21 protein-coding genes and 1 tRNA gene are annotated in these 22,657 nt (G+C 59.8%); 15 read left to right on the top strand and 7 right to left on the bottom strand.

Annotated features, from left to right (window positions below):
- Positions 1-60: 60 nt before the first annotated feature.
- Positions 61-234 (top strand): hypothetical protein, encoded by a 174-nt coding sequence (locus I7X13_RS03415; protein ID WP_198074359.1) that lies wholly within the window; start codon positions 61-63, stop codon positions 232-234.
- 140 nt (positions 235-374) lie between these two features.
- Here the strand turns inward: I7X13_RS03415 and I7X13_RS03420 are convergent, their stop codons facing one another.
- Positions 375-1,085 carry a DUF2071 domain-containing protein gene (locus I7X13_RS03420; RefSeq protein WP_198074360.1) on the bottom strand — a complete coding sequence of 237 codons (711 nt, stop codon included), beginning with the start codon at positions 1,083-1,085 and terminating at the stop codon, positions 375-377.
- Between the two features lie 185 nt (positions 1,086-1,270).
- Positions 1,271-2,263: a tryptophan 2,3-dioxygenase family protein gene (locus I7X13_RS03425; RefSeq protein WP_198068362.1), complete on the bottom strand. Its 993-nt coding sequence runs from the start codon at positions 2,261-2,263 to the stop codon at positions 1,271-1,273.
- A 269-nt stretch (positions 2,264-2,532) separates the two neighbouring features.
- On the opposite strand from I7X13_RS03425, the gene sdaAB reads away from it, so the two are divergent.
- The 7 genes from sdaAB (at position 2,533) to I7X13_RS03460 (ending at position 9,196) form a co-directional block, all read left to right on the top strand.
- On the top strand, positions 2,533-3,213 hold the full coding sequence (gene sdaAB / locus I7X13_RS03430) for an L-serine ammonia-lyase, iron-sulfur-dependent subunit beta (protein WP_198074361.1): 681 nt from the start codon (positions 2,533-2,535) through the stop codon (positions 3,211-3,213).
- A 69-nt stretch (positions 3,214-3,282) separates the two neighbouring features.
- Complete coding sequence (locus I7X13_RS03435; protein WP_198074362.1) at positions 3,283-4,818, top strand: TolC family protein; 1,536 nt, start codon at positions 3,283-3,285, stop codon at positions 4,816-4,818.
- An 89-nt stretch (positions 4,819-4,907) separates the two neighbouring features.
- Positions 4,908-6,317 carry an efflux RND transporter periplasmic adaptor subunit gene (locus I7X13_RS03440; RefSeq protein ID WP_198074363.1) on the top strand — a complete coding sequence of 470 codons (1,410 nt, stop codon included), beginning with the start codon at positions 4,908-4,910 and terminating at the stop codon, positions 6,315-6,317.
- A 98-nt stretch (positions 6,318-6,415) separates the two neighbouring features.
- Entirely contained in the window at positions 6,416-7,405 is a 990-nt protein-coding gene (locus I7X13_RS03445) for an NAD(P)H-dependent glycerol-3-phosphate dehydrogenase (RefSeq protein WP_233454646.1), read from the top strand.
- Positions 7,406-7,446: 41 nt separating this feature from the next.
- Entirely contained in the window at positions 7,447-7,860 is a 414-nt protein-coding gene (locus I7X13_RS03450) for a DUF4259 domain-containing protein (protein WP_198068366.1), read from the top strand.
- Between the two features lie 27 nt (positions 7,861-7,887).
- A complete protein-coding gene (locus tag I7X13_RS03455) occupies positions 7,888-8,760 on the top strand; it encodes a glycosyltransferase family protein (protein WP_198074364.1) in 873 nt (290 codons plus the stop codon).
- A 4-nt stretch (positions 8,761-8,764) separates the two neighbouring features.
- A complete protein-coding gene (locus tag I7X13_RS03460) occupies positions 8,765-9,196 on the top strand; it encodes an EamA family transporter (RefSeq protein WP_198068368.1) in 432 nt (143 codons plus the stop codon).
- A gap of 80 nt (positions 9,197-9,276) precedes the next feature.
- Here the strand turns inward: I7X13_RS03460 and I7X13_RS03465 are convergent, their stop codons facing one another.
- From I7X13_RS03465 to pdxH, 4 genes are all read right to left on the bottom strand, one after another.
- Complete coding sequence (locus tag I7X13_RS03465; RefSeq protein WP_198074365.1) at positions 9,277-11,046, bottom strand: hypothetical protein; 1,770 nt, start codon at positions 11,044-11,046, stop codon at positions 9,277-9,279.
- A 53-nt stretch (positions 11,047-11,099) separates the two neighbouring features.
- Positions 11,100-11,690, bottom strand: coding sequence for a Maf family nucleotide pyrophosphatase (locus I7X13_RS03470; RefSeq protein WP_198068370.1), 591 nt, complete (start codon positions 11,688-11,690; stop codon positions 11,100-11,102).
- A complete protein-coding gene (locus tag I7X13_RS03475) occupies positions 11,687-13,015 on the bottom strand; it encodes a DUF1015 domain-containing protein (protein ID WP_198068371.1) in 1,329 nt (442 codons plus the stop codon). Before I7X13_RS03475 ends, I7X13_RS03470 begins: the two co-directional genes overlap by 4 nt.
- 128 nt (positions 13,016-13,143) lie before the next feature.
- Positions 13,144-13,794, bottom strand: a complete 651-nt coding sequence (gene pdxH / locus I7X13_RS03480) for a pyridoxamine 5'-phosphate oxidase (protein WP_198074366.1) — start codon at positions 13,792-13,794, stop codon at positions 13,144-13,146.
- A 252-nt stretch (positions 13,795-14,046) separates the two neighbouring features.
- On the opposite strand from pdxH, the gene I7X13_RS03485 reads away from it, so the two are divergent.
- From I7X13_RS03485 to I7X13_RS21335, 4 genes are all read left to right on the top strand, one after another.
- Entirely contained in the window at positions 14,047-14,601 is a 555-nt protein-coding gene (locus I7X13_RS03485; protein ID WP_198074367.1) for a YqgE/AlgH family protein, read from the top strand.
- A 90-nt stretch (positions 14,602-14,691) separates the two neighbouring features.
- Positions 14,692-17,160 (top strand): DUF349 domain-containing protein, encoded by a 2,469-nt coding sequence (locus tag I7X13_RS03490; RefSeq protein WP_198074368.1) that lies wholly within the window; start codon positions 14,692-14,694, stop codon positions 17,158-17,160.
- Positions 17,161-17,282: 122 nt separating this feature from the next.
- Positions 17,283-17,358, top strand: a tRNA-Thr gene (locus I7X13_RS03495).
- A 122-nt stretch (positions 17,359-17,480) separates the two neighbouring features.
- Positions 17,481-17,678: a hypothetical protein gene (locus tag I7X13_RS21335; protein ID WP_213019008.1), complete on the top strand. Its 198-nt coding sequence runs from the start codon at positions 17,481-17,483 to the stop codon at positions 17,676-17,678.
- Between the two features lie 92 nt (positions 17,679-17,770).
- Here the strand turns inward: I7X13_RS21335 and I7X13_RS03500 are convergent, their stop codons facing one another.
- Positions 17,771-18,595: a phosphatase PAP2 family protein gene (locus tag I7X13_RS03500; RefSeq protein WP_198074369.1), complete on the bottom strand. Its 825-nt coding sequence runs from the start codon at positions 18,593-18,595 to the stop codon at positions 17,771-17,773.
- Between the two features lie 133 nt (positions 18,596-18,728).
- Between I7X13_RS03500 and I7X13_RS03505 the strand changes: the two genes are divergently transcribed.
- The 3 genes from I7X13_RS03505 to gyrA all read left to right on the top strand — a co-directional run bounded on the left by I7X13_RS03505 (position 18,729) and on the right by gyrA (position 22,535).
- A complete protein-coding gene (locus I7X13_RS03505; RefSeq protein WP_233454647.1) occupies positions 18,729-19,376 on the top strand; it encodes an HD domain-containing protein in 648 nt (215 codons plus the stop codon).
- 57 nt (positions 19,377-19,433) lie between these two features.
- The gene (locus I7X13_RS03510) at positions 19,434-19,664 is read left to right on the top strand and encodes a hypothetical protein (protein ID WP_198068428.1); all 231 of its coding nucleotides are present in this window, start codon (positions 19,434-19,436) and stop codon (positions 19,662-19,664) included.
- Positions 19,665-19,889: 225 nt separating this feature from the next.
- A complete protein-coding gene (gene gyrA, locus I7X13_RS03515) occupies positions 19,890-22,535 on the top strand; it encodes a DNA gyrase subunit A (RefSeq protein ID WP_198068429.1) in 2,646 nt (881 codons plus the stop codon).
- Positions 22,536-22,657 lie beyond the last annotated feature (122 nt).

Below are 22,657 nucleotides of genomic sequence, written 5' to 3' on the forward strand. Positions count from 1 at the left end.
TCTCTCATTTAAATTTTCCCAGCCATGAAAACCATGTTGAGGTCTCCGTACGTTTCTCCCATGCGGCTGTTGCTGGTCACCACGCTGATGTTTCTGGCGGGAATTGTGGCCTGGTGGAGCTGGACGCAAACCGGCCAGGGCGGATTCCGCTACGCTACGGTGGGGCTGGTTATCGTAGTTGCAGCGGCGGCCTTTTTTGGTCGGTGGAAAATGTACGGCACCAACCGACGGTAACTTAAACGGGCAGGGTACTCGGCCTTTAAGTAACGCCAACGGCATGGTGTCAAATTCCCGAATACATGACGGTTGTACGGCCCCTGCTGTTGGGCACCGGCAGTCGGGGAGGCGCGTGCTTAAAAAAGCACAATGTTGTATTAAAGTGCCGATAAACGGCGCCACTCGTGGGCTGTGTTCGTCATTAAAAGGGCGTTGTCGAAAACCACAGAATCGTGAGGGAACAGGGTGGCATCCTCAAAATAGCTGGAAATGACATTGCCGACAGACAGAGCCGAAACCTGCCATTGCCGCGTGCTCAGCTTAACTCCCCTGAAACCCGGCCCGGAGGCATTGGGTGAGTAGCCCGTTGCTCCATTTTGATAAAATTCGGAAGCTTGCTCCAAGCTGGCAAAAATGCTGGTTGACGGCCAAATCGTAGTTTCCTGGGCTTCCACCGCCAGGGAAGTGCCGTCGGAACTGAGAAATGAGACAGCATAACTGCCGTCTTGCTCCTTTACCCAGAATTTGCTGTGGTAGTGTTTTCCAATCAGTTGGTTTCCAACCAAGCAATTGATGCGGGAAGAGGTGTCGCGGCGGGGAATGTAAACGCCCTGTTGCAACCCGGAGCCTACTTCCCACTCAACGGCGATGCGGTGGGCCCCGTTTTCCGACGTTAGCCCGAACGCCACTGGCAAGCCGCGGAGCCGCTCTTGCTTCAAGCGAATCAGACAAATGCCCACCATCGCACTACCCGCCTGCAACTGTGGCCGAAAAGGAGCGGGTAACAGCTTACTAACGACCGCCGGGTCGGCGCGAAAATTTATGAGAATGCGACGGTCGATAAGGCCGGTGAGGGGCAGCGCGTTCATAAAGATGGAGCTTATGCAGGCATGATACCATGTCTGACGATTAAACCGTCCGGATGCTTTAAAACCCAGGGTTCAGCGCATTACCATATTACTGGCTCCAGTCTTCTGGTTAAGTCATAACAAACAAAAAGGCCTCATCAATTGAATGATGAGGCCTTTCGTGTTGAGTTCAAACTTGCAAATGCCTATGCGTTGGCGGTTTCTTCCAGTACGCTTTCGACCCAGCCTTTGCCCCAGTCTTCGAGTTCCTGGGCGCTCCAGAGCTGGGGGTAGAAAATGCGGCGCTGGAACTTGGGAGGCAGGTAGCTGCGCCAGTTGGTGCCTCCGGTGGCGGCCAAGTCGGCGGGGTTGCGCTGCAGGTAGCGCACCGCCGATTTGAAGTGCATCAGCGGCCAGTTCACGTTCACGCTAATGTCGAGCTGGCGCAGGGCGCGTAGCAGGCGCGGGTGGTGGCGGTCATCTTCGGGCAGGCGCTGCACCACGGCCCACACGTTGCGGTGGTGGAAGGCCTCGGCGTGGCGCACCAAGTCAGCGGTGTACTTGCGCTCGAATTCGATGAGCGTGAGGGCTTTGGCACCGCTGGCTTCAATGGTGGCCCCGGCTTTCCAGTAGATGCAGCCCAGCAGCTCGTCGTAATCGTAGGCCGAAGCCTTGCCCAGGGCCTGCCGCTTGGCTTCGTCAGTGAGGTTTTCGAGGCTGGTGCTGGCAATCTCAATCATGCGGTACTGCACGCTCTGGAAGCCCGAAGCGGGCATGAGGGCCATGCGGAAATCGAGAAACTGCTGCTTATCCATGCCGTCGACCATCACATCAAACGAGTCGATGAGGTTGTCGAAATAGCGGTTGATGCGGCCGATGCGCAGCACCACTTCGCCCAGTGTGGGCTGCTTGAGGTCGCCGATTTGCTCATACTCACACAGGCAGAGCTTGAAATACAGCTCCGAAATCTGGTGGTACATGATGAAAATCCGCTCGTCGGGCAGGTTGGTGAGCGGGCGCTGGAGGGAGAGTAAAGTGTCTAGCTCGATATAATCCCAGTAGTTAACGTATTTGGCGTGGTACAGACCTTCGAGGTAGGCGGCCAGGTCTTGGCCATCGGGGGCGTATTTCTCCTGGAGCCGGCGCAGCTGCGCCAGCACGGCGGGAGAAAACTCCTCCTGGGTGGGAGAGGGGGACATGAAAATGGAAGTGAGGTGGGATGGTGGGAAAAGGCTGGGTGGGCCTGCGACAAATATCGTCAGAATACTGACTTTACAAAATGAGATTTTGCGCGGCGTGCCGAACAATCCGCAACCAAAACGGTTGGGGCGCATCTTTGCCCCCAATCCTGGACGAAAAGAATTTGCCTCGAAAATTTATTGTGTGAAAAGTGCCACGCCCAATAACCGCTTAGTCCGCCGCGCAACCGCTACTTTTAGCCTTCCAAACCGACCGAAGGCATCTGCCCATGGCTGAAAAATCCAGCATTTTTGATATGATTGGCCCCGTGATGATTGGGCCGAGCTCGTCGCACACGGCGGGCGTGGTGCGCATTGCGCGGGCCGCTATCCGCATTCTGGGGGCGGTGCCCACCGAGGCCGTGGTTACGTTCTACAACTCGTTTGCCCGCACCTATGAGGGGCACGGCTCGGACCGCGCCATCGTGGCCGGCCTGCTGGGCTACGCGCCCGACGATACCCGCATCCGCACCGCGTTCGACCACGCCGAGGCCGCCGGCCTGCGCTATGTGTTTCAGGGCGTGGGCAATGCCTCCACCATGCACCCCAATACCATCAAGCTGAACTTGCTGGATGGCGCTACCGGCCGCCGCGTGGAAGTGGTGGGCCAGAGCCGGGGCGGCGGCGTGATTCGCATTGTGGAAGTGGATGGCTTCCCGGCCGATTTTTCGGGCGCGCTGCACACGCTCATCATCGATGCCGATGATGTGCCCGGTTCCATTGCCTTCATTGCCTCGGTCATCGCCCACGACCAGTGCAACATCGCCACCATGATGGTGAGCCGCAAGGGCCGCAACGACGCCGCCCGGCAGTTCATTGAAATGGACAGCCCGATTAAAGAAATAACCCTCACCTACCTCCGGCAGCTGAGCTGGGTGCAGGGAATCACTTACATTCCGACGCTGGACTAAGGCCCGGCCGTGTAATAAAGCCGTTCCGAAACCGATTATGCTACCACCACGCACCCAATTTTCTGCAAAATGAAAACGAGGATACCCATTGCTGCCTATTCGCCCCGGGCACTGGCCCTGGCCGGGCTGGGGCTGAACCTGCTGCTGGCGTCCGCCGCGCAGGCCCAAACGCCGGCCGCTCCGGCAGCGCCGCCCTCCAGCGCCCCCGCCCAAGCCGTGCCCACCGGCCCCTGGACGCTGCAAGGCGCCGTGGACTATGCCCTGGCCCATAATCTGAACGTGCGCCTAAGCGAGCTGCAGGCCCAAAACAACCAGCAGGTGCTGCGCCAGAGCCGCGCCGCGCTGCTGCCCTCGGTCAACCTGAGCGGCTCGCAGTCATGGCAGTATGGCACGAGCGTGAACCCGCTCACCTATGAGTTTCAGAACAGCACCGTGCGGGCCAATAACTTTGCCGGGGTGGCGCAGCTCACGCTGTTTCAGGGATTTCAGTTGCGTAACACCATCCGGCGCAACGACCTGGACTACAAGGCCAGCCTGGCCGATATTGAAAAGGCCCGGAACGACCTGAGCCTGAACGTGGCGTCGGCCTTTCTGCAGCTGGTGCTGGCCCAGGAGCTGGTGCGTGCCAACCAAACCCGCGTGGCCAGCGACCAGGAGCAGATTGCCCGCACGAAGATTTTACTCAAGGCCGGCAGCATTCCGGAAAGTACGCTGCTCGACAGCCAGTCGCAGCTGGCCACCGACGAGCTGAACGTGGTGACGGCCCAGAACCAGGCCGACCTGGCCCGGCTGTCGCTGCTGCAATTCATGAACATCGACCCGGCCAACGCGGGCGGGTTCGCCATTGCCGTGCCCCAGCTACCCGACCCCGACGAGGAGGGCACCCTGGCACTGGATTTGAACGCCACGTACCAAACCGCGGCCAGCAACCTACCCGAGATTCGGGCGGCTGAGCTGCGCGTGCAAAGCGCCCGCCGGGGCACTGACCTGGCCCGCGGTGGCTACTACCCGCGCCTGGCCCTGACGGGGCAGGTATTCTCGGGCTATTCGTCGGTGCGGACGGTTAACTCGATTGGCACCGACTCGACGGCCCGGCGCACCACGTTTTTCGTGAACAACGGCGGCGTGCAGACCCCGCTCAGCGTGCTGACGTACCAGCGCAACATCATCAGCCTGCCGCAGGGCTTTTGGGACCAGCTGGACAAGAACCTGGGCCAACAGGTGGCGCTGCAGCTCAACATTCCGATTCTGAACGGCTTGCAGGTGCGCACCGGTGTGCAGCGCGCCGTTATCAACGAGCAGGCCCAGACCGTGCGCGCCGAGCAGGCCCGCCTCACGCTGCGCCAAAGCATCGAGCAGGCCTACGCCGATGCCCGCGCCGCTCAGCTGCAATACGCGGCGGCCAAGCGGCAGGTGGTGGCCCTCACGCTCACGCAGCGCAACTCGGAAATCCGCTTCAACAACGGCCTGCTGAACGGCACCGAATTCAACATCGCCAAAAATAACCTCACGTTCGCCGAGTCGAACCGGATTCAGGCCAAGTACAGCTTCATTTTCCGCCGCAAGGTGCTCGACTTCTACCAGGGCAAGCCACTTTCACTCTAATCATTTAACAATTAACATTTATCATTTAACAGGCACGTCGGCGTGGCCGGGCTGTTAGATGTTAATTGATAAATGTTGAATGAAAATCCATGAAAAACAACCGTTTACTGTACATTTTAGGAGGGTTGGTGTTGGTGCTCATCGTGGGCTACACCGTGGCGAAGAAGAAGGGCTGGGTGGGCAAAGTGCCCGGCGTGGAAGTGCTGGTGGCCAAGGCCGGCCCGGCCAACATTGTGGAGAAGGTGAGCGCCTCGGGCAAGGTGCAGCCCGAAACCGAAGTGAAAATCTCGCCTGACGTGTCCGGCGAAATCACCGAGCTGTATGTGCAGGAAGGCGATTCTGTGCGCAAGGGCCAGTTGCTGCTCCGCATTCGCCCCGATAACTACCAGGCCCAGGTGGCCATGCAGAGCGCCCAGGTCGGCACCCAGCGCGCCAACGTGGGCCAGGCCCAGGCCCGCCTCCAGCAGCTCATGGCTTCGGCCAAGCAAACGGAGCTGACCTTCCGCCGCAACGCCTCGCTGTATAAGCAAAAGGTGATTTCGCAGGCCGACTACGAAGCCAGCCAGGCCGCCTACAACGCCTCACAGGAGGAAATCAACAGCGCCAGGCAAACCATCCGGGCCTCGCAAAGCACCGTGAATGCGGCTTCGGCCTCGCTGGAAGAAGCCCGCAAAAACCTTAACAAAACCACGATTTACGCGCCCGTGAGCGGCACCATCAGCAAGCTCAACGTGAAGAAGGGCGAGCGTGTGGTGGGCACCACCCAGATGGCCGGTACCGAAATCATGCGCATTGCCAACCTCAACAACATGGAGGTGCGCGTGAACGTGAACGAGAACGATGTGAACAACGTGAGCATTGGCGACTCTGTGGAAGTGGAAGTGGACGCCTACAGCAACAAGGACGAGAAGTTCCGCGGCCTCGTGACCAACATTGCTAACACGGCCAAGGACGCCCTCACGGCCGAAGCCGTCACCGAGTTTGAGGTGCGCATTCGGCTGCTGCCCGAGAGCTACCAGCACCTGCTGCGCAACGTGCGCGGCCATATCGTGGTGCCGTTCCGCCCGGGCATGACGGCTTCGGTCGACATCATCACCGACCGCAAAAGCGGCGTGCTGAGCGTGCCGCTGGCCGCCGTGACCACCCGCTCGGACTCGGCCAAAACCGAAAATGCCAAGAACGGACCGCGCGTGGGCGGCAGCCGGGGCAGCGGCACCGCCACGGCCGTTGACCCTACTGCGACCACCAAAAAGGCCGACATTCAGGAAGTGGTATTCGTGGTGAAGGATGGCAAAGCAGTGATGACGCCGGTGAAAACTGGCATCAGCGACTTCCAGAACATTGAGATACTGAGCGGCGTGCCGGCCGGGGCGCAGATAGTGCGCGGGCCATTCCGAGCCGTAGCGAAAACCCTGAAAGATGGCGCGGTGGTGGACATCAAAGACGAGAAAACGCTCAATAAAGAAGGGCTGAAAGAAGGCCCCGACGACGCCAAATAACTTCGTTCTACCGTACGTGCAAAACTCCTCTTCCGGCTTGGGAGAGGAGTTTTGCCGTTATTGCACCCAATTCTCTGCCTTATCCCCACCCATCTCCTTTGGAAAAAATTGCCATGCTCGGCGGCGGCTCCTGGGCCACCGCACTCGTTAAAATCCTCAGCGAAAACGGCGCCCGCGTGGACTGGTGGCTGCGTTCTAAAGAGGACGTGCAGCACCTGCTGCGCACCCGCCACAACCCGCGCTACCTCTCGGCCGTGCAGTTCGACCTGAACCGCGTGTACCCCACCACCGACCTGGAAGATGCCATTGAGGAAGCCGACTGGCTGGTGCTAGCCGTACCGGCCGCCTTCGTGCAGCCCGTACTCGACAAGCTGGACCGTGACGCGCTGAAGCACAAAAACGTGATTTCCGCCATTAAGGGCATGATTCCGAGCAAAAACCAGCTCGTGACCGACTACGTGGCCGAGCGTTTCCGGCTGCCGCGCACGCAGTTGGGCGTGATTGCCGGCCCGTGCCACGCCGAGGAAGTGGCGCTGGAAAAACAGAGCTACCTCACCATCGGCTCGCCCGATGCGGGGCTGGCGCTGGCCTTCTGCGAGCTGCTGCGCAACCGCTTCGTGAGCGCGCACCCGGCCACCGACCTCGACGGCATCGAATACTGCGCCGTGATGAAAAACATTATTGCCCTCACCGGCGGCATTGCCCACGGCCTGGGCTATGGCGACAATTTCCTGGCCGTGCTGGTCAGCAACGCGGTGCAGGAAATCCGCCGCTTTCTGCAGGCCATCAACCCGCAGCCGCGCGACCTGTCGGCCTCGGCCTACCTCGGCGATTTGTTGGTGACGGCCTATTCGCAGTTCTCGCGCAACCGCACCTTCGGCAGCATGGTAGGGCGTGGTTACACGGTGAAGTCGGCCCAGCTGGAAATGAACATGATTGCCGAAGGCTACTACGCCGTGAAATCCATCCACGAGCTGAATAAGAAGCTCAAAGTGAACATGCCGATAACGGAGGCCGCGTATAATATTCTATACGAGCGGAGTTCCCCGGCCGTGGAGATGGATATTCTGAAAGAGAAGCTGCGGTAGAAATGGCTTAATAAACTTTCTTGAATCATTAATTAATAACTATGGGTGCTTGGGGAATAGGAAACTTGGATAATGATACAGCCTCAGATTTCATAGGGGATTTTCGGGACAATCCCAGTTCGGCCTCGTTAGTAGAAATTTTGGTGCGTGTTAATGACACAGCGTTGAGTGATAAATATCTTGACGCGAGTGATTGTGAGGAAGCTCTAGTTGCTGTTGAAATCATTGCAGCTTCTCGCAAAAAACCTGTATCGAATTTCCCTGATGACATTCGTCAGTTGGTTGTTGGGGCTGGATGGGAGAAGTTTCCAGACTATGAAAAGTTCTTGAATCTAGCTGTAAGAGCAGTTTGGTTTATCAGAGAGGAATCTGAATTGCAAGAGCTATGGGAGGAAGCAGGGGAACTTGAGGAATGGCGGGAAGTGCAGGAAAATCTCCTTAAACGATTGGAATAACTTCTTGATTTCGCGTCTAATTTTTCTATGAAAATCGTCGGCTTCACCTTCGTCCGCAATGCCATCAAATACGATTACCCTGTCCTCGAAAGCATCAATTCCCTGCTGCCACTCTGTGATGAGATAGTAGTAGCCGTAGGCAATTCGGAAGATGATACGCTGGGCTTGATTCAGCAAATCAACTCTCCCAAAATCCGCATCATCGAAACGGTATGGGACGACTCTTTGCGCGAGGGCGGCCGGGTGCTGGCCGTGGAAACCGACAAGGCCTTGGGCGCCGTGCCCGCCGATGCCGACTGGGCCATCTACCTGCAAGCCGATGAGGTGCTGCACGAGGCCGACTACGCGGCCATTCGGGCCGGTATGGAGCGCTGGAAGGATGATAAATCGGTGCAGGGCCTGCTGCTGAACTACCGTCATTTCTACGGTTCTTACGACTACGTTGGCGATTCCTACCGCTGGTACCGGCGCGAAATCCGCATTGTGCGGCCTGGCATTGGGGTGGCTTCGTACCGTGACGCACAGGGCTTTCGGCTGGCCGATAACAGCAAGCTGCATGTGAAGCTGCTCGATGCCACCGTGCACCACTACGGCTGGGTGAAAACGCCCGCCGCCATGCAGCGCAAGCAGGAAACTTTCAACAAGCTGTGGCATTCCGATGAGTGGGTGGCCCAGCACGTGGCTCCCGCCGAGGAGTTCGACTACAGTCAGGTCGACTCGCTGCAACGCTTCACCGGCACGCATCCGCAGGTGATGCTAGGCCGCATCCAGCAGCAAAACTGGCGTTACGAGCACGACATGAGTCGTAACCAGCACCGTTTCAAGGACAAATTCAAGCGCTGGCTGGAGCAGCTGACGGGCTACCGGCTGGGCGAGTACCGCAACTATAAGCTCATCTAATACCATGATGAACTGGCTGCCGCTGGCGCTGCTCACGGCCCTGTGCCTGGCGCTCTACAATTTCTTCATCAAGCTGGCCGCCGACCACGTGCCGCCGGCCGTGGGCGCGGTGGTGCTGCAGCTGGTGGCCGCTGCCCTCGGGGCCGTGTGGCTGCTGAAACTGAAGCTGCAGGGCCAGCCGCTGGCCGTATCGGGCAAGGGGCTGGCCTGGGCGGTGCTGGCCGGGCTGGGCGTGGGCCTGGCCGAAATTCTCACTTTTGTGGTGTTTCAGCGCGGGGTAAATTCCTCGGTGGGTACGCCCGTGATTGTGGGCGGCTCGGTGCTGCTCACGGCTGTGCTGGGCTTGGTGGTGCTGCGCGAGGCGCTGACATTGCCGCAGGTCGGCGGCCTGCTGCTGATTGTGGCCGGAATCGCGCTGCTGGCGAGAGGGCATTGATTGTCATTCCGACGCAGGAGGAATCTGAGGATTGTCGTTCATCAATTTCCGCCAGATTCCTCACTGCGTTTGGAATGACACTATTCAGCCAAATGCCAATAGGAGGGAAGTGCCCCCGCCGCGCTGGCCGAATCGGCTACGGCCGGGTTGAGCCGGTAGATATCAACCTGCTCGTTATGAAAAACGGGGGGGAAGGCAAAACGGGGCTGAAACCAGCCGTGCAAATCCGGGAAGGCCAGCACGTAGGTGTAGCTAATGCCCGGCTGCGGGAAGTGGTCGATGAGCCAAAGTTGGCCTGGGCGCTCCGAGTGCAGGTACATGCGCACGAAGAGGCTGTGGGTTGATTCGGGGATGAGCGTGGGCGCTTTGGGGTGCTGGTCGAGCCACAGAAAGGCCTGGTACAATGCTTCGTTGCGGCGGCGCGGGCGCTGGTTGTCGCGCCAGAGGCTGTTGATTTCGTAGCTGAACCAGAGCACCGCCACCACACTCAGGGCCGGGCGCAGCCACTGTTGCCAGGCTTTCGGGGTCACCTGCAAAAGCCAATCAATCACCAGCGCCAGTAGCAGGAAGAAAAAAAACGCCTTGTATAGCACGGCACGGCCGGGGGCGAATACGCGTTGTACCGCCATCATGGCGTAGGGAAAGGCCATGAACCATATTGCCGCCGGTACCAGCCTGCGCCAGAGCTGCTGTTGCGCGGTGGGCCATTGTGGCACCCGTCGCCTGAGCAACAGCACCGCCGCCAACACGACCAGTACCAGCAGCCCGCCAATCTTCGCCTGACCTGCAAGGAATCCTTCGGTTTCCCACAGGTACGCCGGCAGACCGCGCCAGAATGTCCCGAATGTCTTCGGAGCCACGAAGCCATTGCCAAAGAAAATGGCTGGCCCCGACACGAAGAGCAGCGGCGAATAAAGTAGCAGGCTGCCCGTCACTACCACCGCGCCGGAGACGGCTAGTACCGCAATGCGCGTCCAGCTGCGCTGGCGCAAACAGGAGAAACCCAGCCACGAAAAAGCCGACCCCAGCACCAACGCAAACGTGGGCACCGTGTAGAGGCCCAGCACGCCGCCCACCATCAGGCCGGTCCAGGCGGCACGGGGCTGGCGCGTGCCATTTACCAGGGCCAGAGACGCGAAGAAGGCCACTACCGCCATCAGCGTCAGCAGCCAGTAGCCCCGGCCCACGGCCACATGGTACAGGCTAAGCTGGGCCAGGCTGAACAGCAGCGTGCTCAGCCACGCCACCCGAAAGCTGGCCCGCGCCCATAGCAGGCCCAGAAAGAGTAGCATAGTGGCCACCGTGGCCGCCAGTATCACCGGCAGACGCATGGTGAACCAAAACCCAGGAGTCAGATGATAAAACACCCAGCTAATGGTGTTGGACAGCACATGATTATTAGGAACCGGATAGTAAGCCGAAACGGCCAGCAGGCTCTTACTGGCAAACATTTCGTAAGAAGGCACGTCGTCGTAGCCCGGCGTCACGGCCGGTAAGCTGATGAGAAACCGGAAAGCCGTAAGTGCGAGCAGGAGCAGGGCCGCTCCGCGCCGCTGTGCAGTGGGCAAGGCCGCGAAAGCACGCCGCAACCCCGCGATTACGGAGCGCAGTTCACGCATCAACTGACGGCCCTCAATGCGGCCACGGGACGAATTAATCCAAGTGCCGGCCAGTAAGCCGAACAATACTGCTACGCCCGCCAGCAGTTGCCTGGCGCGGGAATATTCATCGGCCGAAAAAATCCGGATGCGCCATTTATAAAACGGAAAAATGGCGTCGAGCTGCCGCGCCTCGGTCCAGCTGGAGCTGTGCATTACCAGCGCCGCGTAACCCGCGCACAAGGCCAGCATTCCCACCGATAATATGCCAAAAAAGCGTGCTCCCGGCTGCTTTGCCTGCGGACTCATCGCAGCTGCGCATTGCCAGGCAGAGCGCCCAAGGCTTCCAGCTCTGCCCAGACGCGGTGCGTGGGCAGGCCCATCACGTTGAAGTAAGAGCCTTCGAGTCGGGTGATGGCGGCCATGCCCAGCCAGTCCTGCGCGCCGTAGGAGCCGGCCTTGTCATAGGGCTGGCAGGTGTCGATGTAGTAGCCGATTTCGGCCGGGCTCAGCGCGCGGAAGTGCACGGTGGTCTGGTCCGAGAACACGACCTGGCGGCCGTCGCCGGCCAGCAGGCACACGCCTGTGAATACGTCGTGGGCGCGGCCCTGCAGACGGGTGAGCATGGCGGTGGCTTCGGCGCGGTCGGCGGGCTTGTTGAGTACGTCGTTTTCGAGGCAGACGATGGTATCGGCCGTGATGACCAGCTCATCCTGGGCCAGGTCGGGGGCGTAGGCGGCGGCTTTGTGGGCGGCGAGGTATTCGGCTACTTCGGCCCGGCGCAGGTGGGCGGGAAAGTCCTCGTCGACTTCGCGCAGCCGGATTTTGTAGGGCAGGCCCATGTCCGTCAGCAGCTGGCGGCGGCGGGGCGAGTTGGAAGCTAGAACGAGTTTCACGCGGGATTGGCCTGGAAATGCTCGGCGAAGGCGTTGCCAGCTTCCTCATCGGCAATGCTGCTGAAAAGGAAACCGCCAATGGTTTTGGGATAGAAAAAAGTTGATTTCGGGGGCATCACGGCTCCGGAATGGCACACCGCTTCCACTTCGGCCATGGTCACCTCGTTCACGATGAGTGCCGCCCGGGCTTCGCCGCGGTCCACGCGCTGCAGGCATTCGGTGAAGTTGCGCACATAGGCCACGCCCGGCCACGCCCGCTGCGCATCCGGCCCCACAATGCCCAGCACTTTTTCCAGCACGAAAAAGTGCAGGACCGTCAAGTCGAGGGCCTTTACTTCTTCGGTCGTGTCCCAATTCAGCTGCGCGTGAACCTCAGGCCGAAGCCGGATTTTGAACGCCTCGCCCTCAATGTACAAGCCGAAAGCCCACTGCTTGCCCGCAATGATTTCGGGCAGGCCGCTGGCATCTTCAATGGGCAGCACCGTGAAATAGGGAGCCAGCCGGTCCAGCAGCTCACCGGGGCTCGGGTTGCCGGGCAGGTCCAGCAGCAGGCGGTGGGTAGGCAGAATGCGCAGGTCGTCGGCTGCGGCGTTGGTAAGGTACATGAGGTGGTAGTTCCAGGGCTCGCGGCCGGTGGCATGGCCCTCAGCGGCCAGCTCGCGGGCCTGGCGGTAGGCCAACGAGCCTTCGTAGCGGTGGTGGCCGTCGGCCAGAATCACCTCGCGGCGGGCCAGCACCTCCTGAAACCGCCGGATAACGGCCGCGTCCTGAATTACGGCCAGCACGTCGCGGGCGCCCTGGTAGTCTTCCTCGGTTTCCACCAGCGGCGAAAGCATGGCTTCGTCCAGGTAGGCTTCCAGCTCAAAATCCTCGTCGCGGTACAGCCCGTGCGTGGCGCTGGTCTGGAACTGGGTGCGGGCCAGTAGCTCGGCCCGGTCGTTCACCGAAGCGGGCAGCGTGTTTTCGTGGCGCAACACCACGTTCTCGTCCCAGTCATAAGCCCGAATGTGGCACATGAAGCCCTTGCGGCAATATTGGCGGGGGCTGCCGGGCAGCTGGAAATACTGGTAATAGACGTAAATACCGGGCAGTTCGTCCTGCCTTAGCACGCCGCTGGCTTCCCACTCACGCAGCCGTACTAGCGCTTCCTCGGCTGGGTCATCGCCCCGGGGCACCGACAGGTGAATGGAATTAAGCGGGTTGCGGTAAAGCGCTTCCCGCTGCTTTGCCGATACCACATCGAACAGCGGCGAAACGTAAGCGTCTATGTTGGCGCTAAGCACGGCGTTGTAGCGCCAGCCGCGCAGGGGTTGAATTTCAGCCAAGGGTGTTCATTTAACAATTAACATTTATCATTTAACACGCTAACAATCATCATTTACATTTTCGCTCGATGCCCGCTATTCGCAGTGTTCGACTGTTAAATGATAAATGTTAATTGTTAAATGAAATTTCACGGGGCCAGGCGGCTGCGTTTCCACGTCGCACCTTCCAGCTCATACACGATGCGGTCGTGCAGGCGGCTGGGCCGGCCCTGCCATAGCTCCAGCCGCGTGGGGCGCAGGATGTAGCCGCCCCAGTGGGCAGGGCGCGGCAGCGTGTCTTGCGCACCAAATTCTTCGGCTACGGCTTCTTCGCGGGCTTCCAGCTCTTCGCGACTGCCGATTACCTGGCTTTGCGGCGAGGCCCAGGCCCCGATTTGGCTGCTGCGCGGCCGGCTCTGGAAATATTCGGTCGACATTGTTTCCGGGGCTTTTTCCACGCGGCCTTCCACGCGCACCTGCCGTTCCAAGCCGGGCCAGAAGAAGTTGAGCGCCGCCAGCGGCTGCGCGGTCAGCTCATGGCCCTTGCGCGAGTCGTAGTTGGTGTAAAACAAAAATCCGGCATCATCCGGCAGCCCTTTCAGTAGCACCACGCGCGACGACGGCTGCCCGGCGGCTGACACCGTGCTCACGGTCATAGCCGTGGGCTCGTCGACCTGAGCGGCCAAGGCCTCCTCCAGCCACGCGCGGAACTGCGGCACGGCCTCGGGCAGCACATCGGCTTCGGAAAGGGTTCGTTGGGCGTAGGTTTTGCGCAGGTCGGCAAGGTGCGGGTCAATCATGAGCTAGGGTTAGCGGAGGCAGGAGCGGGAAACTAATTATAAGCATTAGGCAACCGCCGTGGCGGTGGTTTCGCGTAGAAGTGAGAGGAACATTTTTCTGCGAAAGGCAGTCTTACTTATGCTGCCAGTGCGGTTGCCGGGGCCTTGCAGGCGCAAGATACGAACCCGCGCAAGGCAAGGCAGCCCGTGTGAGTGCACCCGCCACCGGCTGCTGCGTCTCCTTTATTCCTCATTCTTCAAATTCTTCTGGTCATGCGGCCCGGTACTCTGCTCATCTCCAAGCCCTTTCTCGGCGACCCCAATTTCGAGCGCAGCGTGATTCTGCTCTGCCGCGACGAACCTACTGACGGCTCCTTCGGCCTCGTGCTGAACCGCGCCACCAGCCTCGTGCTCGACGACGTGCTCGACCTGCCGCCCGAAGCCACGGCCGCCGCCATGGTGCCCATCTACGTGGGCGGCCCCGTCGAGCCCAACACCTTGCACTACCTGCACCGCCGGGCCGACCTGCCCGGCGCCACCGCCCTGGGCCAGGAAGTGTACTGGGGCGGCGACTTTGAAATCCTGCTCGGGCTGCTGGGCAGCGGAGCCGTGGCGGCCGATGAGGTGCGTCTATTTGCCGGGTATTCGGGGTGGTCGGCGGGCCAGCTGGCAGGCGAAATGCAGGGGCAGAGTTGGATACGGCACCCCGCAAGCGCCGGGAAAGTGTTTACTTTGGCATCTGATGCGTTCTGGCGGGAAATTCTGCGGGAAAAAGGCGGCAAATTCAAAGTGCTGGCCAATTATCCCGTCGACCCTCGCCTGAACTGATGCAGGTTTTGCCCGAACACTTGTTTTATTCCCACTTTTTTTTGCTCTCTCCTCTGGCCCCCGATTCAGGGCTGGCTTTTACGAAGTTTTATGGCTGCTGAAGAAAACCCCACTGCCCCGCTCGCCGGTGGCCCCGACCCGGCCGCCGAGGACCGGATGTCCATTTTGCAACGCCGTTTGGCCGAGATTCAGAGCAAATCGGCTCCGGCTGCCCCGGCGGCTGATGCTGCGCCCTCGGCTACGCCCACGCCCAACGCGGCCGGCGAAACCCAGGTAGAACTGCCCGCCCAGGGCACGCCTGATTTGGCCGCTGGCCAGCCCGATGGTGCCGGCACCGCCGAAGCACCCGCCGCGGCCGTAATCACCACCGACCTGGGCAGCACCGCGCCCGCACCCGGCACCCCAGAAGCCGCCGCTGCCGCCGAAACCGCTCAGCACGTTCCCGATTCGGTAACGGTTGATGGCAGCGACATTTCGGCCCCGCAGGCCCGGGCCGTGGCGCACTACGGCGAAGAAATGGCTACCACGCCCAATCCGGATGCGTTGCCTGCCGCCGAGCACATCGACAGCGCCACCCCCGCGCCCATTGCCGACCCCGAAACGCTGAGTGGCCCGAACACGGCCGCCACCATCGAAAACCAGACTGCCGAGTTGCCTACCGTGGAACTGCACGATGCTCCGGAGCTGGAAGCCGCCCAGGAGCCGCTGGCCACCCTGCCCACCTCTTCGGAAACGCCGCTGGATGCGGCTCCGGCCGACGTGGCAGCCATTGATGCCGGCGAGGAACCCACTGGAGTGGAAAGCGAAGGTGCTGCCGAAACCGTGGTTCCCGATTTCACGGCGCTCGACCTGCCCGCTCAGGCCAATTACTTGGTTAGCCTGTTGCGCAGCCCCAACGCGGGCAAAAACCGCAAGCAGATTTCGGACCTCACCCGCCAATACGAAACCAACGTGGGCCTGGCCCGCACCGCTGCCCGCGAAAAATTTGCGGCCGGTGGCGAGGGTGCCGAGGCTTTTGCCTTCCAGCAGCCCGAGGGCCAGCAGGAGCTCAATAAGGCCCTGCAGGAGTTCCGCGAGAGCCGTGCCAAAGATGCCAAAGCCGAGGATGCCAGTCGCGGGGACAATCTCATCAAGAAGAAAGCCCTGCTCGACCAGCTCCGCACCCTAGTGGATGCTGCCGAAACCAAGGACAGCTCGGCTAAGCTAAAAGCCCTGCAAGCTGAGTGGAAAGCCACCGGCGCCGTGCCGCAGTCCGACAGCCAGGGCATCTGGGATACCTACCACGGCCTGCTCGACATTTATTACAGCAAGCAGGGCCAGTTCCTGCAAATGAAGGACCTGGACCGCCGCCGCAACCAGGAGGCCAAGGAAGCCCTCATCAAGCGTGCCGAAGCCCTGGGCTCAGCCCCCGGCATCAACAAGGCTCTCGATGAGCTCACCAAGCTTCACGAGGACTGGAAGAACATCGGCCCCGTGCCCAATGACCAGCGCGAGCCGCTGTGGCAGCGTTTCATCGCCGCTTCGGATGTGCTGCACCAGCGCCGCAAGGAGTTCGTGGACCAGCGCTCGACCGTAGAGAAAGCTAACCTCGTAGTGAAGCAGGCCCTGCTGGAGCGCGTGCTGCCTTTCGCCACCTTCGACACCGACCGCGTGAACCTGTGGCGCTCGAAAACCGACGAGCTGCAGGAAATCAAAACCGAGTGGGAAGCCGCCGGCCTCGTGCCCCGCGCCCAGGCCGATGCCCTGAACAAGCAATACTGGGCCGCTTACAAGGCTTTCTTCAATCGGAAAAACGACTTCTTCAAGTCGCTTGATAATGAGAAGTCGGCCAACGTGAAGGCCAAGCAGGCCCTCATCGACCAGGCCGAGGAAGCCGCCAATAACCCCGACGGCGATGCCGCTCGTCAGGTTATCATCCGGGTGCAGAAGGAGTGGAAAGACGTGGGCCGCGTGCCCGATAAGCTCGCCGATAAGCTCTGGCACCGCTTCCGCGCTGCCTGCGACGCCGTGTTTGAGCGCCCCAAGCAGGAAGCCCGCGTTCGCGAGGAGAAAGTGCAGCAGTCGTCGGCGGAGCAAACCGCGCACCTCGACAAAATTGCGGAGCAGGTGAATGCCCTCACCGCCGATGCTCCCGGCTCGCTCGAAGGCTTCCGCGCCATCCTGGCCGGGTGGGCCACCGAGTTCGATGCGAACGATGAGCAACCCAACCGTGGCACCGCCGACCGCAGCGAAGAGCAACTACTGTCCCTGCTGGGTAAGTACCTCGACCACGTGCCCGGCCTGAGCTACGCCGACCGCGCCGACCTGTTGTTCCAAACCGAAGTGGCGCGCCTCAAGGCCCGTCCGCAGGCCCAGCAGCAACTCACGCGCAAGGAAATGGCCCTGCGCAAAGAAATCAACGAGTTGGAAAACGACGCGGCCACGCTGCAAACCAACCTCGATTTCTTCGCCCGCTCCAAAAATGCTACCCAGCTCCGTGAGGAGTACCAGGGCCGCATTGCGGAAGGGCAGAAGCGCATCGAAGCGCTTAAAAAACAGTTGCGGATGATTCGCAGCTAATTAGCGCTTCCAAATCCAGAAATGAAGGCCGGCATCCACCATGTCGGCCTTCTTTTTTTCGATAAATGTGGCCCAACTGCTGGGAAAGCGGCGGCGGCTGTTTACTTTTGCACCACCAACCCGCCGCCTTAGCTCAGTTGGTAGAGCTTCTGACTTGTAATCAGAGGGTCGTTGGTTCGAGTCCGACAGGCGGCTCCACAAGGCAAAAGCCCGTTGTAATCCCCGGATTACAACGGGCTTTTTGCTGGGATACTTCCAACAGTTTCCATCATCACTCACCCCACAACAGCCGCGAAGCGCTGTGTTTCCGTAGACAACTTATGGAACCAAATGAAATGCCCCTGAATCCGGAAGAGCAAGGAACAGCTGACGACCATCTGCTTGAGGACTTGGTTGCCGCAACCAGTGTGTTTAACCCCGACCAGCTGTGGCAACGGGAAGTTGAGTTGGAAGCTTTCGATGAACAGGAAACGCTCGGTACCACGAGCCCGGATAGGACTGAACCCCCGGTTATCTGATTGAGATACGCTTAAAGCAAAATAGCCCTGCCGAAATTATTCAATTTCGGCAGGGCAATTTTTTTGCCATTGTACCCAGATGAATTCAGCAACTACCTAGGCCGCCACGTCAAGCATAGGCCCGGGCCGCCTGCTGGGGTCCACATGGGCATGAAACTGGTGTCCCCGACGCCCCGGCCGGTGGGCTTGTGGCCCCAGCGGTTGCGGTGGGTGAGGTAAGCCACGTGCGCCGAGAGAATTCCGAAACCCGCCCCGGCCACCACGTCCGATTCCCAGTGTTTGTTGTTTATCATGCGAAACGCGGCCACACTGGTGGCCAGCGTGTAGGCCCCGATGCCGTACCATTGGCTCTTGTCCCGAAACTCGGTGTGCACGATGCTGGCCGCCAGAAATGCCTGCGCCGTGTGCCCCGACGGAAACGAGAGGTTATTGGAGCCATCGGGCCGCTCGATGCCGGTGAGCGTTTTTACCACGTACACCGATGAAAGCATAATCAGCTCACTTTTCACGATGACAAGCCCGAGGTTTAGCCGGTCGTTGTGAGACTCAACTCCGGCCAGCAGCACCACAGGAATTTCCAGGTAGGGTGCCCATTGCAGATAGTCATCGATGTGGTTGCGATAATTCCCAAACACGTGGCGAATATCGTTTTTGGCATCATAGGAGCTGTAAAAGCCGTGGTCGTTGATGGTGCTGACACCGTAGCCAATCAGCACCGCCGGAATGATGCTGGCCCGAAACCCTTTGCTTTTGAAAAACGATTTTTTGACCGGCGAAGACACCCCGCCGGCGTTCTGATACTTGTGGGTGGTATCGGCCGGCGCAGGCGTGGCCAGGGGCACCTGTGCGGCCGCCAACTGCGGCGACGCTGCCAATGCCAGGAGCAGGGCCAGCGAAAGTAATGAGCGGGAAATCATAAAAATGAGGCTTTGAGAAGACGAAGTACGCGACGCAAGGTGTAAGTGTAGTGAAACGTGCCTGTACTTTTGCTTGGCTTACAGCGGCGCCACTCAAGGTTCGCTACTTTCTCATCGTATTCTCTCAACTCTCTTGGACGTAATTGCCACCACCGCCCGCTTTATCGAAGACAAGTTCGCCAGTGAAGGCAGTGGGCACGATTGGGCGCACATTCGCCGCGTCTGGCTGATGGCCCGCCGTCTGGCTGCCGCCCATCCTGAAGCCGATTCGACGGTAACCGAGTTGGCCGCCCTGCTCCACGACATTGCCGATTGGAAATTTCACGGCGGCGATTATGAGGCTGGGCCTCGCGCCGCCCGCGCCTGGCTGCTCAGCCAGCAGGTACCCGAAGCTACCATTGCCCGCGTCGAAACCGTCATCCGAGAGGTTTCCTTCAAAGGGCTGGGCGTGGCCACGCCGGTGTCGTCCATCGAAGCGGCCCTGGTGCAGGATGCCGACCGCCTGGATGCTATTGGGGCCATCGGCATTGCGCGGGCGTTTGCCTACGGCGGGCATGCCGGCCGGCCGCTGCACGACCCCGCCATTGCACCCGTCGCGCACGACAGCTTCGCCAGCTACCAGAAGAACACAGCCCCCACGCTCAACCACTTCTACGAAAAGCTTTTCCACCTCAAAGACCGGCTGAATACCGATGGTGCCCGTGTCATAGCTCGGGAGCGCCATGCTTTCATGGAAGCCTACGTGGCGCGCTTCCTGGCCGAGTGGGACGGCGAGGACTAAAAAGCGTAATTCGGCGGTATTGCCTGTGCCGCTTGTCATATGCGTTACCTTTGCCCTATGAAGCTGTTTTTACGCTCGTTGTTCTGCCTGCTGCTGCTGGCCGTGGTCAGTTGCCGCACCTGTCCCATCGAATCCTGCCATACGCGCAAGGTGCACATGCACAGTGGGGTAAAATACCGGGGGCAACCGCTCTGGAAAAAGCAGAACCCAGCCATTGGCGAGAAAATCAAGGTCTACAATTCCAAGCCCGCCAAGCACGACAACGACCATAGCAAGTCCATCCGGTAAGCCGGTTTCGGCAGCAGGAGGGAAGCGGCTGATTTAGTGGTTTTGCTGGTTTTTTTGCCGGAATGGCACCCACTTATTGCCCGTCCGATTTATGCCCGAAAAAGGCCGCAGCGCTTGCCGTTGCGGCCTTTTTATTGTATCTTCGCACGCGTATAAAGAACCATTCACCCTGCGGCTGAAAACCCACGTATTTGGGTTTTTTTAAGCCGCCTATCAACCCCCTCAATGGCGGAAGGCGAAAAAATCATTCCGATTAACATCGAAGACGAGATGCGGGGCGCCTACATCGATTACTCGATGTCGGTTATCATCTCCCGGGCCCTGCCTGATGTGCGCGACGGCCTGAAGCCCGTGCACCGCCGCGTGCTCTACGGCATGAGCGAGCTGGGCGTGGGCTACAACAAATCCTACAAGAAATCGGCTCGTATCGTGGGCGAGGTGTTGGGCAAATACCACCCACACGGCGACTCCTCGGTGTACGATACCATGGTGCGTATGGCCCAAGACTGGAGCCTGCGCTACCCGCTGGTGGACGGCCAGGGCAACTTCGGCTCCGTCGATGGCGACTCACCGGCCGCTATGCGCTACACCGAGGCCCGCCTCAAGCGCATTGCCGACGAAATGCTCGGCGACCTGGACAAAGACACGGTTGACTTTCAGCCCAACTTCGACGACTCGCTCGAAGAGCCCAGCGTATTGCCCGCCAAATTTCCCAACCTGCTGGTAAACGGCACGTCGGGCATTGCCGTGGGCATGGCCACCAACATGGCCCCGCACAACATGACAGAGGTCGTGAGCGGCATCATTGCCTACCTCGATAACCCCGACATCACCGTGGCCGAGCTCATGCAGCACGTCACTGCGCCCGACTTCCCTACCGGTGGGATTATCTACGGCTACGAGGGCGTAAAGCAGGCCTTCGAAACCGGCCGCGGCCGCGTGGTGATGCGCGCCAAGCACACGTTTGAAACCAGCAAGACCGGTAAAGACCAAATCGTCATCACCGAAATTCCCTACATGGTGAACAAGGCGGCGATGATTGAGAAAATCGCGGGGCTGGTCAACGACAAGGTGCTCGAAGGCATTTCGGACCTGCGCGACGAGTCGGACCGCGATGGCATGCGCATTGTGTTCGATTTGAAGAAAGACGCAATGGCCAGCGTAGTGCTCAACAACCTCTTCAAGAAAACGCAGCTGCAAAGCTCCTTCGGTGTCAACAACGTGTGCCTTGTGAAAGGCCGACCCATGACGCTGAACCTCCAGCAGCTCATCCATTACTTTGTCGAGCACCGCGCTGAGGTCATTGTGCGCCGCACGCGTTTCGAACTCGCCGAGGCTCAAAAGCGCGCTCACATTCTCGAAGGCCTGCTCATTGCCCTCGACCATTTGGACGAGGTCATTGCCCTCATCCGTGGCTCGCGCGACCCCGAGGTGGCCCGCGGCCAGCTCATCGAGCGTTTTGCCCTGAGCGAAATTCAGGCCCGCGCCATTCTGGACATGCGCCTGCAGCGCCTCACCGGCCTGGAGCGCGACAAGATTGTGGCCGAGTACAACGAGCTGATGAAGCTCATCGACTACCTGAAATCGGTGCTCGAGTCGGAAGTATTGCAGCGCGGCATCATCAAAACCGAGCTGGAAGACATCCGGGAGCGGTACGGCGATGCCCGCCGCACGGAAATCAACTACATCGGTGGTGATTTCTCGACCGAAGACATGATTGCCGACGAGGCCATGGTCATCACCATTTCCCGCGAAGGCTACATCAAGCGCACCAACCTGGACGAGTACCGCGCCCAGGGCCGTGGGGGCGCGGGTTCGCGCGGGGCCATATCCAAGAAGGACGACTTCACGGAGCACCTCTTCGTGGCTACTACCCACGAGTACCTGTTGTTCTTCACGGAGCTTGGCCGGGTGTTCTGGCTCAAGGTGTACGAAGTGCCGGAAGGAGGGAAGGCGACCAAAGGCTTGCCCCTGCAAAACCTCATCGAGATTCCACGGGAGGACAAAGTTCGCTCTGTACTCAACGTGCGCGGCCTGAAAGACCCGGATTACCTCGAAAACACCTTCCTGATGTTCTGCACCGAGCAGGGCACGGTGAAGAAAACCCCGCTCGAAGCGTATTCTCGCCCTCGCACGGCCGGCATCAACGCCATCACCATCAACGAAGGCGACCGGATTCTGGACGTGCAGCTGCTTGTGCCCAATTCCGAGGTCATCCTGGCTTCACGCACGGGCCGCGCCGTTCGCTTCAACGAGAGCGAAGCTCGCTCGATGGGGCGTGCCGCAGCTGGTGTGCGCGGTATTCGCCTTGAAGATGTGCCCGGTAACCGCGTGGTGGGCATGGTTTGCGTAGCCGACCCAACGCAGGAATTGTTGGTGGTGAGCGAAAATGGTTTCGGCAAGCGTAGCCAGTTGGAAGAATACCGCGTTACCAAACGTGGTGGCAAGGGCGTGCGTGCCATGAAAATCACCGAAAAGACCGGTAATCTAGTGGCCATCAAGGATGTTAATGATTCCGATGACCTGATGATTATTAATAAGTCGGGCATCACCATTCGCTTGCGCATGAGTGATTTGCGTACCATTGGCCGCGCGACGCAAGGCGTGCGACTGATTAAAATCAGCGGCAACGATGAAATTTCTTCGGTAGCTAAAGTGGCTGCTGAAGAGAAAGAAGAAGAAACCGAAGCAGCACTGCTCGCTACCACTGCAGAAGCTGGAGCGTTGGGTTTCGCTGCTTTGAATAGTGCTGATAACGAAGTTGTTGCCGATGAGGCCGATGAGGCTGACGAAACCGATGACGAGCTGGAAGAAGACAGCGACGATGAGGATGATTCCGATGATGAATCGGAATCCGATGACTTGGCATAATTGCTGAATAGGAGCGGGGCGGTCCATTTGGGTCGCCCCGTTTATTTTTGACGAACCCAAGGGCGGAAGTCCTCGTTTCCGGATACGGGTTCTGCCTTCAAACTCACTTATTTTCATTTTCC

Origin of the sequence: Hymenobacter negativus, assembly GCF_016056375.1 — a bacterium.
In the GTDB taxonomy this organism is placed as follows: Bacteria; Bacteroidota; Bacteroidia; order Cytophagales; family Hymenobacteraceae; genus Hymenobacter; species Hymenobacter negativus_A.

What these genes read in the sequence shown, in the direction of transcription:
- I7X13_RS03415 (WP_198074359.1), top strand. Translation starts at nt 61, where the DNA reads ATGCGGCTGTTGCTGGTCACCACGCTGATGTTTCTGGCGGGAATTGTG.
- I7X13_RS03420 (WP_198074360.1), bottom strand. Translation starts at nt 1,085, where the DNA reads ATGAACGCGCTGCCCCTCACCGGCCTTATCGACCGTCGCATTCTCATA.
- I7X13_RS03425 (WP_198068362.1), bottom strand. Translation starts at nt 2,263, where the DNA reads ATGTCCCCCTCTCCCACCCAGGAGGAGTTTTCTCCCGCCGTGCTGGCG.
- sdaAB (WP_198074361.1), top strand. Translation starts at nt 2,533, where the DNA reads ATGGCTGAAAAATCCAGCATTTTTGATATGATTGGCCCCGTGATGATT.
- I7X13_RS03435 (WP_198074362.1), top strand. Translation starts at nt 3,283, where the DNA reads ATGAAAACGAGGATACCCATTGCTGCCTATTCGCCCCGGGCACTGGCC.
- I7X13_RS03440 (WP_198074363.1), top strand. Translation starts at nt 4,908, where the DNA reads ATGAAAAACAACCGTTTACTGTACATTTTAGGAGGGTTGGTGTTGGTG.
- I7X13_RS03450 (WP_198068366.1), top strand. Translation starts at nt 7,447, where the DNA reads ATGGGTGCTTGGGGAATAGGAAACTTGGATAATGATACAGCCTCAGAT.
- I7X13_RS03455 (WP_198074364.1), top strand. Translation starts at nt 7,888, where the DNA reads ATGAAAATCGTCGGCTTCACCTTCGTCCGCAATGCCATCAAATACGAT.
- I7X13_RS03460 (WP_198068368.1), top strand. Translation starts at nt 8,765, where the DNA reads ATGATGAACTGGCTGCCGCTGGCGCTGCTCACGGCCCTGTGCCTGGCG.
- I7X13_RS03465 (WP_198074365.1), bottom strand. Translation starts at nt 11,046, where the DNA reads ATGCTGGCCTTGTGCGCGGGTTACGCGGCGCTGGTAATGCACAGCTCC.
- pdxH (WP_198074366.1), bottom strand. Translation starts at nt 13,794, where the DNA reads ATGATTGACCCGCACCTTGCCGACCTGCGCAAAACCTACGCCCAACGA.
- I7X13_RS03485 (WP_198074367.1), top strand. Translation starts at nt 14,047, where the DNA reads ATGCGGCCCGGTACTCTGCTCATCTCCAAGCCCTTTCTCGGCGACCCC.
- I7X13_RS03490 (WP_198074368.1), top strand. Translation starts at nt 14,692, where the DNA reads ATGGCTGCTGAAGAAAACCCCACTGCCCCGCTCGCCGGTGGCCCCGAC.
- I7X13_RS21335 (WP_213019008.1), top strand. Translation starts at nt 17,481, where the DNA reads ATGGAACCAAATGAAATGCCCCTGAATCCGGAAGAGCAAGGAACAGCT.
- I7X13_RS03500 (WP_198074369.1), bottom strand. Translation starts at nt 18,595, where the DNA reads ATGATTTCCCGCTCATTACTTTCGCTGGCCCTGCTCCTGGCATTGGCA.
- I7X13_RS03510 (WP_198068428.1), top strand. Translation starts at nt 19,434, where the DNA reads ATGAAGCTGTTTTTACGCTCGTTGTTCTGCCTGCTGCTGCTGGCCGTG.
- gyrA (WP_198068429.1), top strand. Translation starts at nt 19,890, where the DNA reads ATGGCGGAAGGCGAAAAAATCATTCCGATTAACATCGAAGACGAGATG.